This window comes from Microbulbifer epialgicus (genome assembly GCF_041447265.1).
In the GTDB taxonomy this organism is placed as follows: Bacteria; Pseudomonadota; Gammaproteobacteria; order Pseudomonadales; family Cellvibrionaceae; genus Microbulbifer; species Microbulbifer epialgicus.
Window position 1 is genome coordinate 13,774 of record NZ_JBGMEK010000017.1, and the last position, 13,716, is coordinate 27,489.

At 54.0% G+C, this 13,716-nt stretch carries 14 protein-coding genes; 12 read left to right on the forward strand and 2 right to left on the reverse strand.

Annotation, left to right across the window (positions count from 1 at the left end; all coding sequences use genetic code 11):
- Nucleotides 1-23: 23 nt before the first annotated feature.
- On the forward strand, nucleotides 24-2,051 hold the full coding sequence (metG, locus tag ACCI49_RS09630) for a methionine--tRNA ligase (RefSeq protein ID WP_371838747.1): 2,028 nt from the start codon (nucleotides 24-26) through the stop codon (nucleotides 2,049-2,051).
- A 27-nt stretch (nucleotides 2,052-2,078) separates the two neighbouring features.
- Here metG and ACCI49_RS09635 read toward each other — a convergent pair whose 3' ends face one another.
- Nucleotides 2,079-2,981, reverse strand: a complete 903-nt coding sequence (locus tag ACCI49_RS09635; RefSeq protein WP_371838748.1) for an EamA family transporter — start codon at nucleotides 2,979-2,981, stop codon at nucleotides 2,079-2,081.
- Nucleotides 2,982-3,133: 152 nt separating this feature from the next.
- Here ACCI49_RS09635 and ACCI49_RS09640 point away from each other — a divergent pair, with 152 nt between their 5' ends.
- The 4 genes from ACCI49_RS09640 (at nucleotide 3,134) to ACCI49_RS09655 (ending at nucleotide 5,384) form a co-directional block, all read left to right on the forward strand.
- Nucleotides 3,134-4,090 carry a D-2-hydroxyacid dehydrogenase gene (locus ACCI49_RS09640; RefSeq protein ID WP_371838749.1) on the forward strand — a complete coding sequence of 319 codons (957 nt, stop codon included), beginning with the start codon at nucleotides 3,134-3,136 and terminating at the stop codon, nucleotides 4,088-4,090.
- Between the two features lie 302 nt (nucleotides 4,091-4,392).
- On the forward strand, nucleotides 4,393-4,644 hold the full coding sequence (locus ACCI49_RS09645) for a hypothetical protein (RefSeq protein WP_371838750.1): 252 nt from the start codon (nucleotides 4,393-4,395) through the stop codon (nucleotides 4,642-4,644).
- A gap of 34 nt (nucleotides 4,645-4,678) precedes the next feature.
- Complete coding sequence (locus ACCI49_RS09650) at nucleotides 4,679-5,164, forward strand: hypothetical protein (RefSeq protein WP_371838751.1); 486 nt, start codon at nucleotides 4,679-4,681, stop codon at nucleotides 5,162-5,164.
- Entirely contained in the window at nucleotides 5,142-5,384 is a 243-nt protein-coding gene (locus tag ACCI49_RS09655; protein WP_371838752.1) for a hypothetical protein, read from the forward strand. Before ACCI49_RS09650 ends, ACCI49_RS09655 begins: the two co-directional genes overlap by 23 nt.
- Nucleotides 5,385-5,431: 47 nt before the next feature.
- Here the strand turns inward: ACCI49_RS09655 and yghU are convergent, their stop codons facing one another.
- A complete protein-coding gene (yghU, locus tag ACCI49_RS09660; RefSeq protein ID WP_371838753.1) occupies nucleotides 5,432-6,307 on the reverse strand; it encodes a glutathione-dependent disulfide-bond oxidoreductase in 876 nt (291 codons plus the stop codon).
- Between the two features lie 476 nt (nucleotides 6,308-6,783).
- Between yghU and rsxA the strand changes: the two genes are divergently transcribed.
- From rsxA to ACCI49_RS09695, 7 genes are all read left to right on the forward strand, one after another.
- The gene (gene rsxA / locus ACCI49_RS09665) at nucleotides 6,784-7,359 is read left to right on the forward strand and encodes an electron transport complex subunit RsxA (RefSeq protein WP_371838754.1); all 576 of its coding nucleotides are present in this window, start codon (nucleotides 6,784-6,786) and stop codon (nucleotides 7,357-7,359) included.
- Nucleotides 7,360-7,368: 9 nt separating this feature from the next.
- Nucleotides 7,369-7,983 carry an electron transport complex subunit RsxB gene (gene rsxB / locus ACCI49_RS09670; RefSeq protein ID WP_371838755.1) on the forward strand — a complete coding sequence of 205 codons (615 nt, stop codon included), beginning with the start codon at nucleotides 7,369-7,371 and terminating at the stop codon, nucleotides 7,981-7,983.
- A gap of 86 nt (nucleotides 7,984-8,069) precedes the next feature.
- Nucleotides 8,070-10,121 (forward strand): electron transport complex subunit RsxC, encoded by a 2,052-nt coding sequence (gene rsxC, locus ACCI49_RS09675; protein WP_442928488.1) that lies wholly within the window; start codon nucleotides 8,070-8,072, stop codon nucleotides 10,119-10,121.
- Complete coding sequence (gene rsxD, locus ACCI49_RS09680; protein WP_371838757.1) at nucleotides 10,121-11,173, forward strand: electron transport complex subunit RsxD; 1,053 nt, start codon at nucleotides 10,121-10,123, stop codon at nucleotides 11,171-11,173. The genes rsxC and rsxD overlap by 1 nt, the downstream gene beginning before the upstream one ends.
- Nucleotides 11,173-11,877 (forward strand): electron transport complex subunit RsxG, encoded by a 705-nt coding sequence (gene rsxG, locus ACCI49_RS09685; RefSeq protein ID WP_371838758.1) that lies wholly within the window; start codon nucleotides 11,173-11,175, stop codon nucleotides 11,875-11,877. Before rsxD ends, rsxG begins: the two co-directional genes overlap by 1 nt.
- Nucleotides 11,877-12,590, forward strand: a complete 714-nt coding sequence (locus ACCI49_RS09690) for an electron transport complex subunit E (protein ID WP_371838759.1) — start codon at nucleotides 11,877-11,879, stop codon at nucleotides 12,588-12,590. Before rsxG ends, ACCI49_RS09690 begins: the two co-directional genes overlap by 1 nt.
- Before the next feature lie 353 nt (nucleotides 12,591-12,943).
- On the forward strand, nucleotides 12,944-13,651 hold the full coding sequence (locus ACCI49_RS09695; protein ID WP_371838760.1) for a TetR/AcrR family transcriptional regulator: 708 nt from the start codon (nucleotides 12,944-12,946) through the stop codon (nucleotides 13,649-13,651).
- Nucleotides 13,652-13,716: the final 65 nt, after the last annotated feature.

The following is a 13,716-nucleotide window of genomic DNA, read 5'->3' on the forward strand; positions in this document are numbered from 1 at the left end:
ACCCCTCAGCGATGGAAAAACCGATGCCCGATACGCGCAAAATCCTAGTCACCAGCGCACTCCCTTACGCCAATGGCTCACTGCACCTGGGCCACATACTCGAATATATCCAGACCGACATATGGGCGCGCTTCCAGCGTGCGCGCGGCAACGACTGCCTGTACATCTGTGCAGACGATGCACATGGCACCGCAATCATGCTAAAGGCCGAACAGTTGGGCCTGACTCCGGAGCAGCACATCGCCATTATGCAAGCGGAACATGAGCGGGATTTCGCCGACTTCCTAATTGGCGTGGATAACTACCACTCCACCCACTCGGCGGAAAACCGTGAACTGTCCTCCATGATCTATCGCCGCCTCAGCGAGAATGGGCATATCGCCTCTCGTACCATCACCCAGGCTTTCGACCCGGACAAGCAACTATTTCTGGCGGACCGTTATATCAAGGGTATCTGTCCACGCTGCAGCACACCCGACCAATACGGTGACAACTGTGAGGCCTGCGGTGCCACCTACAGTCCCACAGAACTGATCGACCCAATTTCCGCAATCTCCGGCGCCACCCCGGTTGAGAAAGAATCCGAGCATTTCTTCTTTACCCTACCCGCTTTTACCGAGTTTCTGCGTGACTGGACCCGCTCCGGCACCCTGCAGGATGAAGTAGCCAATAAGCTGGCAGAGTGGCTCGAAGAGGGGCTGCAGGAGTGGGATATCTCCCGCGACGCGCCATACTTCGGTTTTGAGATCCCGGATGCACCGGGCAAATATTTCTACGTATGGCTGGATGCTCCGATTGGCTATATGGCCAGCCTGAAGAATTATTGCGACAAAAATGGTAGCGATTGGCTGGAATATTGGAAAAAAGACAGCGACGCCGAGGTCTACCACTTTATCGGCAAGGATATCGTCAACTTCCACGCCCTATTCTGGCCGGCAATGTTGAACTCCGCAGACTTCCGCACCCCCCACAAGGTGTGTGTACACGGCTTCCTGACGGTAAATGGCAAAAAGATGTCCAAGTCCCGCGGTACATTTATCAATGCCCGCAACTACCTGGACCACCTGAATCCAGAATACCTGCGCTACTACTTTGCCGCCAAACTCACCGCAGGTGTGGACGACCTGGATCTAAACCTGGATGACTTTATCGCCAAGGTAAATTCAGACCTGGTTGGCAAGGTGGTTAATATCGCCTCGCGTACCGCCAAGTTTGTAAGCAAGGCCGGAGGAAAGCTGGCCGCAGAGCTGGCCGATAAACAGCTGTGGGCCCAGTTTGCAGAAGCTGCACCACGTATTGCCGACTACTACGAACAACGCGAATATGCCCGCGCCATGCGCGATATTATGGCCCTGGCGGACGCCGCCAACGCCTGGATCGCCGATAAAGCCCCCTGGTCCCTGGCCAAAAAGGAAGGCACCGAAGCCGAGGTGCTGACAATCTGCTCCCAGGGTGTGAATATGTTCCGCGCCCTGATTACCTGGCTGGCCCCGGTACTGCCCAATACCGCACAGAAAGCAGCGGAATTCCTCAACAGCGAACTGGACTGGAAAAGCGCCATCACCCCGCTGACAGACCACGAAATCAAGAAGTTCAAGCCGCTCTTACAGCGCGTGGAAAAAACCCAGGTAGATGCAGTGATGGATGCCGCTAAAGAATCCCTTGCACAACTACGATCCGAGTCGAAAGCAGCTAAAGGCCCCCTGGCCGACGACCCTATCGCTGAGCAAATCCAGTTTGAAGATTTTGCCAAAGTGGACTTGCGCATTGCCCTAATCGCCAAGGCAGAGCATGTTGAGGGCGCCGGCAAATTGCTACGCCTGACCCTGGATCTGGGCGGTGAAACCCGCCAAGTGTTCGCCGGAATCAAGAGCGCCTATACCCCTGAGGATTTGGAGGGTAAGCACACCGTTATGGTCGCCAACTTGGCGCCACGCAAGATGCGCTTCGGTGTAAGTGAAGGTATGGTGTTGGCCGCCGGACCCGGCGGCAAAGACTTGTGGATCCTCGAGCCCCACGAAGGTGCCAAGCCGGGCATGCGGGTAATGTAACTCACTGCATGGGCGGGGCCACCCGCCCTAACGCAGTGACACCGCAATCAGGCCGGCGCAAACCAGTCCCACCCCCAGCAGTTGTGGTCTATATGCCGGCTCTTTCAACAACCAGATCCCCAAGCCAACCCCCAGCGGGATACTGAGCTGGCGCAAGGCCACCACATAGCTCACGTTTTCCGTCATCGCCATTGCCAGCAGCACTAAGCCGTAAGTGGCCCCCATCATCAGACCTGTTACAAGTGCCAGTTTCAAGTCTCCCAGACTCTGAACCAACTGGGCGCGCCCGGTACTTCCGAGACAACCCAAAAGGAGCCACAGCCCACAGGCCAGGAACTGCATGCCCAGATAACAGTATGCCATCGCCATAGGCGGCACTGCACCGCCGAGCGCCGCCTCCAAGTGGAGCAAAGCCCCCTTATCCGCCAGTGAATAGCCTACCGTGCCCAGTGCCGCCACCAGGGCCCAGGCGCAATCGGCACGCCAGTAAGCACGCCAATGCCACTGGCGAAAATACACTAGAGGCACCAGCAGGCAGCCAATGGTAACCAGTAACATGCCAAGCCAGGCCAACCACGGCAACGCCTGCCCCAACAGAGCCATTGCCAACGCCACCAGTAATACAGGCAACGCGCGCGCTATCGGATAAACCAGCCCCATGTTGGCTCGTTGGTATGCCAACGCCAAACCGCCCATGTAAACCATTTGGAAAAAGCCGCTGCTCAACAACAAGAGCCAAAATGCACGCGGCAATGCCTGCGCCTGGGACACTACCCAAAAACCGAAGGGAAACAGTATTAAACCCACACTCAATGTGGCAATGCAGAAAAATGCCGGGGAAGGGGTGCGGGATTTTCCTAATAGATTCCATCCCGCGTGAAGAAATGCCGATACCAGAACCAGTGTTGCCGCGGTTACCGATATTCCCATTAAGAGCCCTCTTCAATTGCGACAGAAAGGCCCGACAAACAAACCGTAGCCACCCACACTGGACAGATCGCAGCCTCAACCAGGGAAGCCATTGCAATTGACACCCACTACCGTAGCATGCCCGTACCTTACACAGAGACTAAGGAGGTCCTATGCGTGGCGTTTTTCTAGATGCAATGACAATGAAGTTGGAGGAATTAGACACGTCGGCCCTGAAAAACAGTCTAGACCACTGGGATTTCTTTGATAACACTTCCGCCGCCCAAACCTCCGAGCGCATCGCCAATGCCGAGGTAGTAATTACCAACAAAGTTATATTAGACCGCTCTATTCTAGCTCAGGCCCACAAGCTCAAACTGATTTGTGTCTGTGCCACCGGCACTAACAATATCGATCTAGAAGCCGCAGCCGACTTCGACATACCGGTACGCAATGTTAAAGGCTACGCCGGTAGTTCAGTCCCACAACATACCCTGGCACTAATACTGGCACTCGCCTCCCGTTGGCACCACTACCACCAGGACGTGATGGCCGGGCGCTGGAGCCAGTCGGAAATTTTCTGCCTGCTGGATCACCCGGTAGTGGAATTGTCAGGTAAAACTCTCGGTATTATCGGTTACGGGGAGTTGGGGAAAAGAGTTGCCCGATTGGGAGAAGCGTTGGAAATGCGAGTTTTGATCGCCGAATCTTTCGACGGAAATGTAAGGGAAAAACGCGTGCCCTTGGAGCAATTACAGGCAGAATCCGATGTTATTAGCCTGCACTGCCCCCTCACCGAGAAAACTGAAAAACTGATTGACCACGCTTTTATTTCCGCAATGAAGCCCGGTGCCCTGTTGGTCAATACCGCTCGTGGCGGCTTGGTGGATGAAGGCGCGGTGGCCGATGCTCTGCGCAATGGGCGACTGGGCGGCGCCGCCCTTGATGTACTCAGTGAGGAACCACCACCAGCAAGCCACCTTTTGCTAGAAAATGATATTCCCAACCTGATCATCACTCCCCATAATGCCTGGATCAGCCGCGAAAGCCGCCAACGCTTGCTCAATGGTGTAGTGGAAAACATCCAAGCCTGGAAAAGGGGATTGAGCACCTGCCCCCCCACACCATAACGATCCTTCCTCTCTTATACATCCCCGCCAAAGCCCGTAAAAATGATCACAATGGAGGCCTTGGCGGCCTGGGCCATTCACTCAACAAAATACACAACGAACTGTAAATCCTTCGGATTAGAGGGGGGAGAGATTCATGGCTTTTTAATAGCCGGAGCCCTAACAGAAGTTCGATATAACTTTTCATTAAGGGAAGCTTTTTTTATTTCCAATCCCGCTAATAAATATGCCAAATTCACTGGGGATTTCTTGCTGTGACTATATCATTTCTCCGCAATCAACCCCTGAAAAGGAGCAACCCAATGGCAACTGCAAGATCTCCACATACAAACTCCAGCAGGGAGAAGCTGCAACAGGCCTATAATCTCGCAGGTGAAGCCGCTACAGACGCTGCGGAAAGCCTTAAGCAAAGAGCCAAATCCTCTGTGGAAACCCAAAGGCAACGCGCTGCAGATGTAATGGAAAGAGCGGAATCTTCAGTACGTGAGCGCCCAATTCTGGCGGTCGGCTGTGCCTTTGTGGTCGGTTGGGCTATCGCCAAGCTATTTAAATAGCAGCTTTCTGTTTTAATCGGTAAGGAAACCCCAAATGGGAAATGGAAAAAAGCCCGACGTAGATTCCGACCCGGCTGCGTTAAAGCGTGGTCGGGAACAATCGGAAAATACTCCCGGCAATAATGATGGCGGGAGCGAAGACGGCAGTTTGGAAAAAACTTTGGCCCGTGCCGAAGCCACACTGACCCTGCTCAGCGCATGGGTTGGTAACATCCAGCGCCTTTTTCAATTGGAGTTGGACCGGACGCTGGCAGCCGGCAAACGCCTTATCTTTCTGCAGTTAATGCTGGTGCCCTTAGGAACAGCACTACTTGTCAGCCTTTGCGGCGCTGTAGGTTTGGTCACCTATTATTTCTCTCAGTCGGTCTACGTCGGCTTTTTCGCGTTCGTTTTGGTTCAGGTCGCTATTTTTGCCGGAGTCCTGGTGTATCAGCATAAATTGCGCCCACTGCTGGGGTTTGAAGAAACCAAACGGCAGGTGAAAGAGGCCTTGAACGATGTCGCTGAAACTTTTAAATAAGCAAATCAAACAGTGCCGCCACGATGCAGAAAAACAACGTCGGAGCTTATTGCGGCTGATTGATCTGCAGCAACGGGAAGCCAACCAACGTCTGCAGGCAATTCCTTTGCCAGCAATTCTCGGCTTGGCATTTGCCGCTGGATTTATTGCCGAGAAGCTGTGGCAGCTGCCACGTACTTCACAAATGATCCAGCTGATGTTGGCGCTGCGCACTTTCTAGTGTGCACAGACCAAAACATCTTTTATGGTAATTCTCCACTATCCCGGTTAACTGTCATCGCCAGCTATCTTGTCCTGGGTTTTAGTGTCAAAGTCACTGGCGTGGTGACGCTCATGCAGTTGTAACCTGGGATCACCCGAGGTGCGATTGACCATACGGCCTCGCTGCACCGCCGGCCGCGCAGCAATTTCCCCAACCCAGCGATTCAAGTGTTTGTAACTCTGGGCATCAAGAAACTCTGCGGCATCATAGGCCTCATTGCGCACCAGTGCCCCGTACCAGGGCCAGATTGCGATATCTGCAATCGTATACTCACGCCCGGCAATAAACTGATGCTTAGCCAGTTGCTGGTCTAATACATCCATCTGGCGCTTTACTTCCATAGCATAACGATTGATAGGGTATTCGTACTTTTCCGGTGCATAGGCATAGAAATGTCCAAATCCACCACCGAGATAGGGGGCTGCACCCATCTGCCAGAAAAGCCAATTGAGGGCCTCAGTGCGCTGCTCAGGGGTGTGTGGCAGGAAGGCGCCAAACTTTTCTCCCAGATACAAGAGGATAGAGCCGCTCTCAAATACCCGGATTGGTGGAGTAGTACTTTGGTCTAACAGCGCGGGGATTTTTGAATTCGGATTAACAGCCACAAAGCCACTGCTAAACTGTTTGCCTTCGGTAATGCGGATCAGATGAGCGTCGTATTCCGCGCCATCAAAGCCTAGCGCCAGCAACTCCTCCAGCATAATGGTCACCTTGACTCCGTTAGGCGTCGCCTGTGAATACAGCTGCATCGGATGCTTGCCGCGGGGGAGTTCCTTCTCGTGAGTAGGGCCCGCCACCGGGCGGTTTATATTGGCAAATTGCCCCCCGCTTTCCGAGTCCCAGGTCCAGACTTTTGGCGGGGTATAAGGTTGATCCGACATTACACGGCTCCAACTGAAGTTCACGGCTTCAACTGAAGTTTAGAATCAACCCAAGGATAGATATGGCCATGCCAATTTACTGTAAAGGAACCACCGGCGTTTATCGGTAAAGTACGAACATGGTGAAGATTTCCCACCATTACAGCAAAATGGCTCATAAGCACCCGTCGACACAGACCATGGGCTATTTACAGAGGTGGGGCGCAAGTATCCTCATTCAAGGCAAGGATCCTGGTCTGTACCATACCTTGCCAGGGCCGCGGCCCCTTGTTCATATATGATGATTTGAACCTTGGGGCCTTCGCCTGCCAGAAGATGTCACCACCGAGTTGAAGGGCCCCCGCGACTCACCCATAATACCGGCCCTGCGCGACATTCTACCGAAGCCTCCGACCAGCAGCTAACTTCATCCTGGCACCAAAGGCTTCGCCAAAATCCTCGCGTCATTTCGCCCCAGGGCTTCAACCGGACCTGTTATGACCGAATTTGCAGTCATCCTGCTCAGTACCATCCTGGTTAACAACTATGTGCTGGTGCAGTTTCTAGGCCTGTGCCCCTTTATGGGTGTCTCCAATAAGCTGGAGACTGCCGTTGGTATGGCCGGCGCCACCACCTTCGTACTCACACTGGCCTCGATCTGTTCCTATCTGGTGAACACCTATTTGCTCGAACCTTTCGGAATAGAGTACCTGCGCACTATTTCCTTCATTTTGGTGATTGCGGTTGTAGTTCAGTTTGCGCGCATGTTTATCGAAAAAACCAGCCCCCTGATGTATAAGGTACTGGGCGTATTCCTGCCGCTGATCACCACTAACTGTGCGGTACTGGGGGTAGCACTGCAAAACACCATGAAAGCCCACACTTTTATGCAGTCAACCCTATATGGCTTTGGTGCTGCGATAGGTTTCTCACTGGTATTAATTCTGTTTTCCTCCATGCGCGAGCGGCTCTTTGCTGCGGATGTACCCCTGCCATTTCGCGGTGCGGCTATCGGCATGGTAACCGCCGGGCTGATGTCCCTGGCGTTCATGGGCTTTAGCGGTCTGGTATAGGGTTGCGCAATGCTGGACTGGATCTCTGAAATTTCTTCCCCCTTGCTTGTACTTGGCGGTATGGCCTTGATTTTTGGTGCACTGCTGGGATTTGCCGCCATACGCTTTAAAGTGGAGGGTGATCCCCTGGTGGAACAGGTGGATGCACTACTACCACAAACCCAATGTGGCCAGTGCGGCTACCCGGGCTGTCGCCCCTATGCCGAAGCGATTGTTCATGGTGACGCCATCAACAAATGCCCACCCGGCGGCCAAGCCACTATCAACGAGTTAGCCAACTTACTGGATATGGAGCCCATGCCGCTGGATGCCGAGCACGGGAGCGAGGATATAAAAAAGGTGGCCTTTATTCGCGAGGCGGAGTGTATCGGCTGCACCAAGTGCATCCAAGCTTGCCCCGTAGATGCTATTGCCGGCGCAGCCAAATATATGCATACGGTGATTTCCGACGAATGCACCGGCTGCGACCTATGTGTGGACCCCTGCCCGGTGGACTGTATCGACATGGTACCTGTGGATATGCCCTTACAAAACTGGCATCCACGTAAACCTGAGGATGGCATCCAACTAATCGCCACAGATCGCCGCAGCAGCCAGACTGAAACCGGGGGAGGTGCAGTTTGAGCCCCGAAAAAGAAACCTTGAACCCACTTCAGCAAGAGAAGGGCGAAACAGTCCCGGAGCGCCGCGCAGCCCGCGAGGCACAACTGATCGCCAGCCAAAAAGCACGGAAATTACGCCCCAACGATTTCCCTGGCGGTGTGCATCCGCCGGAGAACAAGCACCAAAGCACAGGCGAGCCCATCGGTACCATTCCCCTGGCCGAAGACCTGGTGGTCCCCCTGCTACAACACAGTGGCGCCACCGCCCTGCCAGTGGTCAAGCTCGGTGACGATGTACTTAAGGGTCAGAAGATCGCTGAGGCGGACGGACTAATCAGCTGTCCGGTACACGCGCCCAGTTCCGGTAAGGTTGTGGCTATTGAGCCCTGTGCAGTGCCCCATCCCTCCGGACTGGTAGAAGACTGTATCGTTATTCGCACCGATGGCGAGGAGCGCTGGTGTGAACTGGAATACTATGAAGATTTTACTCGGCTGTCCCCAGTGGAGTTGCTGGATAAAATCCGTGAATGCGGCATCGCCGGAATGGGCGGGGCCGGTTTCCCAACCGCGGTAAAGCTGGATCCCCACGGTGGCATGGCCATTGATACGCTGATTATCAACGGCACTGAATGCGAACCCTATATCACCGCCGATGATATGCTGATGCGCGAACGCGCAGAGGAAATTATCGCCGGCGTAAAGATACTGTCTTATATACTCGATGAACCCGAGCGGATACTGATCGGAATTGAGGACAACAAACCACAGGCAATCGCGGCCATGCGCGAAGCTATTAGGGACACGCGCTTTGATATTGTCATATTTCCCACCAAGTATCCTTCCGGTGGCGAGAAACAGCTGATTCAAATCCTCACAGGACGCGAGGTGCCCAATCAGGGCCTGCCCGCTAATGTGGGAATTGTGTGCCAGAATGTGGGCACCGCCAGGGCCGTGTATCGCGCAGTGCGATTCGGCGAGCCGCTAATCAACCGGGTGACCACCGTAGTAGGGCAGGCACTGGAGCGGCAACGCAATATCGAGGTGCCAATCGGCACCCCTATCCGCCATATCCTCAAGCACCACGGTATCCATCACGGCCTGATGCAAAAGGTGGTTATCGGCGGCCCCATGATGGGTTATACCATCGACGATGAAAGCGCGCCGGTGGTTAAGACCACCAACTGTCTGCTAGTACCCACCAAAGAGGAGTTGCCACCGGCACCTGTGGCCAAAGCCTGTATCCGCTGCGGATTCTGTGCCGAAGCCTGCCCGGCCTCCCTGCTGCCACAGCAGCTTTATTGGTACGCACGCGCAGATGAGCGAGAGAAACTGCAAGCCTACAACTTGTTTGACTGTATTGAATGTGGTGCCTGCTCCTATGTATGCCCCAGTACTATTCCACTAGTGCAATACTACCGTGCGGCCAAGGGCGCTATACGCTTGGCCGAGGAGGAAAAGGAAAAGTCCGACCGCGCCCGCGACCGCTTCGAATTCCGAAAACTGCGGCTGGAGAAGGCGGAGAAGGAGAAAGAGGCGAAGCGTGAGGCCCGCCGCAAGGCCGCTGAACTAGCACGGCAAAAACGAGAACAAAATCCTGAAGTTGAAGAGTCTAAGGCCGGTAAACAGGAAGCAGATGTTGTAGCTGCCGCCCTAGCGAGGGTCAAATCCCGTCAAGAAGACCCGCAGCAGTTACTTGCCCGTGCCAAGCGCTCCCTTTCCAGCGCTGAAAGTCGCGTGGAACGGATGCGTAACAAACTGGAAGCCGCCGATGAGAACCAGCGTGATCAACTATCCGCCCAGCTCAAGGCCGCTGAATTGAAACTTCAAGAAGCTGAGCACAAACTCACCCTGGCCAAGCGCCGCGTTGACCGAGACCCCGCACGGGAACCCAACAAAGAGGAAAACAGTGCGGCTGTCCGCGCCATTACCAAAGCTCGCGCTGCCGCCGAGGCACGGGCGCAAATGAGCGATGCCGAAAAGCTTGATGCAGATGTCGAGGCATTGCGCAACCGGGTATCTAAAGCCCAGGCGCGCCTACAGAAAGCTCGGGACGAAAATGATGCCAATCTGGAGGCCTTCGAGACGGCCCTGGAAAAGCTGCAGAAAAAATTGGAAGACAAGATGCGTGAACAGCATAGCGCTCAGGATGGGGAACCGTAATGTCCCTAATGCGAGCTACCTCTCCCCACGCCCGCTCCGGGGATAATACCGCCAAGGTTATGTTGCAAGTGGCCGCCGCTACCGCGCCCGGAGTGATGGCCATGGTTATCTACTTCGGTATCGGCGTACTGATCAATATTGCCCTGTCAGTGATCACCGCCATAGCGTGTGAAGCTGCAGTGATGAAGCTGCGCGACCGCCCTGTGGCCTTTTACTTACGCGACTATAGCGCCGTCGTCACGGCGTTGCTATTAGGTATCGCCCTCCCCCCCTACTGTACCTGGTGGCTTCCGGTGGTTGGCAGCGCTGTAGCCATAGTACTAGCCAAGCACCTCTACGGTGGCATGGGTTACAACCCATTCAACCCTGCCATGGTGGGCTATGTGGTATTGCTGATCAGCTTCCCCGTGGATATGACCCGCTGGGTTGGAGCAGCGGATGTCATTGGTGGAGCGCCCAGTATCGGCGAGGCTTTCTCACTGGTGTTTGGCAACTATAACGTCGACGGATTTACTCGCGCCACGCCACTGGAAATCGTGCGCCTCAATGAGTCGGTAATACTATCTCAGCTGTATGAAATGGAGCCGATATTCAGCCAGGGCACTTTTGCTGGGGTCGGCTGGGAAACCATCAGTGTCGGCTTCCTGCTGGGGGGCCTGTTCCTATTGTTTCGCAACATTATCACTTGGCATGCGCCGGTGGCCATGCTGGCCACCCTCACGCTACTGTCACTTTTTTTTTATGATAGTGGCAGTTCACTCTCGGAAGGATCGCCTCTTTTGCATCTGTTCTCCGGTGCCACCATGTTTGGGGCCTTCTTTATCGTTACCGATCCAGTCAGCGGCTGTACCAGCAACAAGGGACGCTTGATCTTTGGTGCCGGCGTAGGGCTGTTTACTTATATTATCCGCGCCTGGGGAAGTTACCCCGATGCGGTGGCATTTGCGGTACTGCTGATGAATTTTGCCGCACCCACCATCGACAATTACAGCCTGCCTCGCACCTACGGCCACAAGCGAGCACGCCGCGCCACAGACCTGGAGGAGCACTGATGCTCAAACAGTCTATGGCGACCAATGCTGCTGTCTTGGCTCTGTTTGCCCTGGTCACCGCCGGTACCCTGGCGGTGACTCAGATAAGCACCCGCGAGCCTATCGAGCGGGCGGTTCGTGCCGCCTCCGCCAAAGCCCTGCTTGAAATTATTCCACTGGACCGGCACAGCAACGACTTGCTGGTGGACACCTACCCCATACCCAAGGCCTACTGGAGTCAGCTCGGTCTCACCCAAGGTGGAGATATCAACTTGGCGCGCGGTGACGATGGGCGTATTTTGGCCGTGATTGTGCCTGCAGTGGCACCGGATGGTTATTCCGGCCCCATCAAAATGCTGGTAGGCGTAAACCGTGACGGTACCATCGCCGGCGTACGAGTGACCAGCCACAGTGAAACCCCCGGACTCGGCGACAAGGTAGAATTAAAAAAGAGCGATTGGATACTGCAATTCGACGGCCTCTCCTTAAAGAATCCACCGCCCAATGAGTGGAAGGTGCAAAAAGATGGCGGTGTGTTCGATCAGTTCACCGGAGCCACAATCACACCGCGCGCGGTGGTGAACGAAGTGCACCAAGTACTGGAATTTGTCGCTCAACACCACCAACAGATTTTCACTGCGCCAGTTTCAAAGCGTGCAGTAGAAGTGGAAAACCCCGACGTGGATAAGGAAAACCGCGATCAACCGAAGTCAGGGCAAAACTGATGGCAGCTCCCAGTTACGCAGAAATTACTCATAACGGTCTGTGGAAAAATAACCCGGCACTCGTTCAATTGTTGGGGCTCTGCCCACTACTGGCAGTAACGGGCTCGGTGGTCAACGCGATCGGTCTTGGTTTGGCCACCACCGGGGTACTCACATGTTCAAATCTTGCAGTATCCCTGGTGCGTCGGCAAATGCCTGACACAGTGCGCTTACCTGTCTCGGTGATGATTATCGCCACCTTTGTCACCTGCGTCGAGCTGCTGATGAAGGCCTTCACTTACGAGCTCTACCTAGTACTCGGAATCTTCATTCCTCTAATCGTTACCAACTGTGCCATTCTCGGCCGCGCTGACGCCTTCGCCAGTAAAAACCCGATTCTGCCTTCTCTAGCAGATGGCTTTATGATGGGTGCCGGTTTTACACTAGTATTAATCACTATCGGGGCCGTGCGGGAAATTCTTGGCCAGGGCACGTTATTTTCCGATATGGACCTGCTACTCGGGCCTATGGCAAAGGATTGGGGAATTTCGTTACTGGGCAGTAATTACCCCGGAGTACTGGTTGCGGTGCTGCCCCCCGGTGCCTTCCTTGTCGCCGGTCTTCTGATCGCAGCGAAAAATGCCATTGATAAAGGTATCGAACGACGCCGTAGCCAGCAAATTAAAATAGTGCCTGGCTCCAAACGCGTACGAGTTACTGGAAAAATCTCTTAAAGCCCCACTGTTCAAAAACCAATTACCACGGCAATCAATTAGTTTAGCGAAAGCTATTTGATTGTTGCCGTTAAATTTTGGGGCTTTTTTTCTTAGGGTAGGTATTTATAAGTTCTGCAGTTGGCGCCAATATCTTCACTTTGTAGTTTTCTAATAAAACTACGCCATAAAACGCACAAAGTTGGAGTCCATACTCAATAGGCTGACGCATAAAGTCCCTTGTTGGTGCAATCCCAGTGTAATCGAATGTAACAGCTTTATTCTCTCTTTTTGAATTCGTTTGGCTAGAATGGCACGACCGACCAGCTTGAGCTTGCTATCGGTGCCAATGCAATAAGAACAAGGATACTGCTATGACTGTAGACAATGGAAAGTCTGATCTGGTCTACCACGGCCGCCGCGCTCAGCGTGCCGACAGCCGCCTGCGCCGCAAGGCCATCCTTGAGGCCACCCTGAGACTGATCGTAAAGGAGGGGATCCGCGGGATTCGTCACCGCGCCGTAGCCCGTGAGGCAAATGTGCCCCTGGCTGCTACCACCTACTACTTTAAAGACCTCAACGACCTTATCAGCGATTCATTCACTTATTTTGTAGAACAGGGATTGGAAAGCACACGCCAACTTCAAGAAGAGAGTTTTAGTGCTGCCCGTAATCTATCGACCCAAGAGCGCGCTTCCAACAGCAGCCGCAAATTATTAATACAGCAGCTGACCCGCTTTGTACTCACACATGTTCGCGATCAGGCGGAAGACCGAGACCGGCGCCTTATAGAGCTGGCATTCCGCAATGAAGCGCTACGCAATGAGCAACTGACCCAAGCAGTGCGTATGTCGAACCAAGCGAGAGAGTCCTTGGTGCAGGAATTCTTCCACCTGCTGGGCTTGGAAGATCCAGAAGCAGCAGCTCAAATCGCTTATGGCACCATCCTAAAGCTGGAGTATGAAATTTTAAGTGGCACCATTGCGCCCGACTCCCCGCTTCTTGAGCGCACGGTTACCATGATGGTTCACGGCCTAATTCCTGCAACCACGCCAATTACCGAAACTGCAGCATACGGCTGAAAACGACTCAAATGATACCAACCGGATGCAGTGCCCTAATGGGCACTGCATCCGTCCTCATATAA

Bases quoted from the DNA above. Each gene is read 5' to 3' on its own strand.
- metG (WP_371838747.1), top strand. From the start codon at position 24: ATGCCCGATACGCGCAAAATCCTAGTCACCAGCGCACTCCCTTACGCC.
- ACCI49_RS09635 (WP_371838748.1), bottom strand. From the start codon at position 2,981: ATGGGAATATCGGTAACCGCGGCAACACTGGTTCTGGTATCGGCATTT.
- ACCI49_RS09640 (WP_371838749.1), top strand. From the start codon at position 3,134: ATGCGTGGCGTTTTTCTAGATGCAATGACAATGAAGTTGGAGGAATTA.
- ACCI49_RS09645 (WP_371838750.1), top strand. From the start codon at position 4,393: ATGGCAACTGCAAGATCTCCACATACAAACTCCAGCAGGGAGAAGCTG.
- ACCI49_RS09650 (WP_371838751.1), top strand. From the start codon at position 4,679: ATGGGAAATGGAAAAAAGCCCGACGTAGATTCCGACCCGGCTGCGTTA.
- ACCI49_RS09655 (WP_371838752.1), top strand. From the start codon at position 5,142: ATGTCGCTGAAACTTTTAAATAAGCAAATCAAACAGTGCCGCCACGAT.
- yghU (WP_371838753.1), bottom strand. From the start codon at position 6,307: ATGTCGGATCAACCTTATACCCCGCCAAAAGTCTGGACCTGGGACTCG.
- rsxA (WP_371838754.1), top strand. From the start codon at position 6,784: ATGACCGAATTTGCAGTCATCCTGCTCAGTACCATCCTGGTTAACAAC.
- rsxB (WP_371838755.1), top strand. From the start codon at position 7,369: ATGCTGGACTGGATCTCTGAAATTTCTTCCCCCTTGCTTGTACTTGGC.
- rsxD (WP_371838757.1), top strand. From the start codon at position 10,121: ATGTCCCTAATGCGAGCTACCTCTCCCCACGCCCGCTCCGGGGATAAT.
- rsxG (WP_371838758.1), top strand. From the start codon at position 11,173: ATGCTCAAACAGTCTATGGCGACCAATGCTGCTGTCTTGGCTCTGTTT.
- ACCI49_RS09690 (WP_371838759.1), top strand. From the start codon at position 11,877: ATGGCAGCTCCCAGTTACGCAGAAATTACTCATAACGGTCTGTGGAAA.
- ACCI49_RS09695 (WP_371838760.1), top strand. From the start codon at position 12,944: ATGACTGTAGACAATGGAAAGTCTGATCTGGTCTACCACGGCCGCCGC.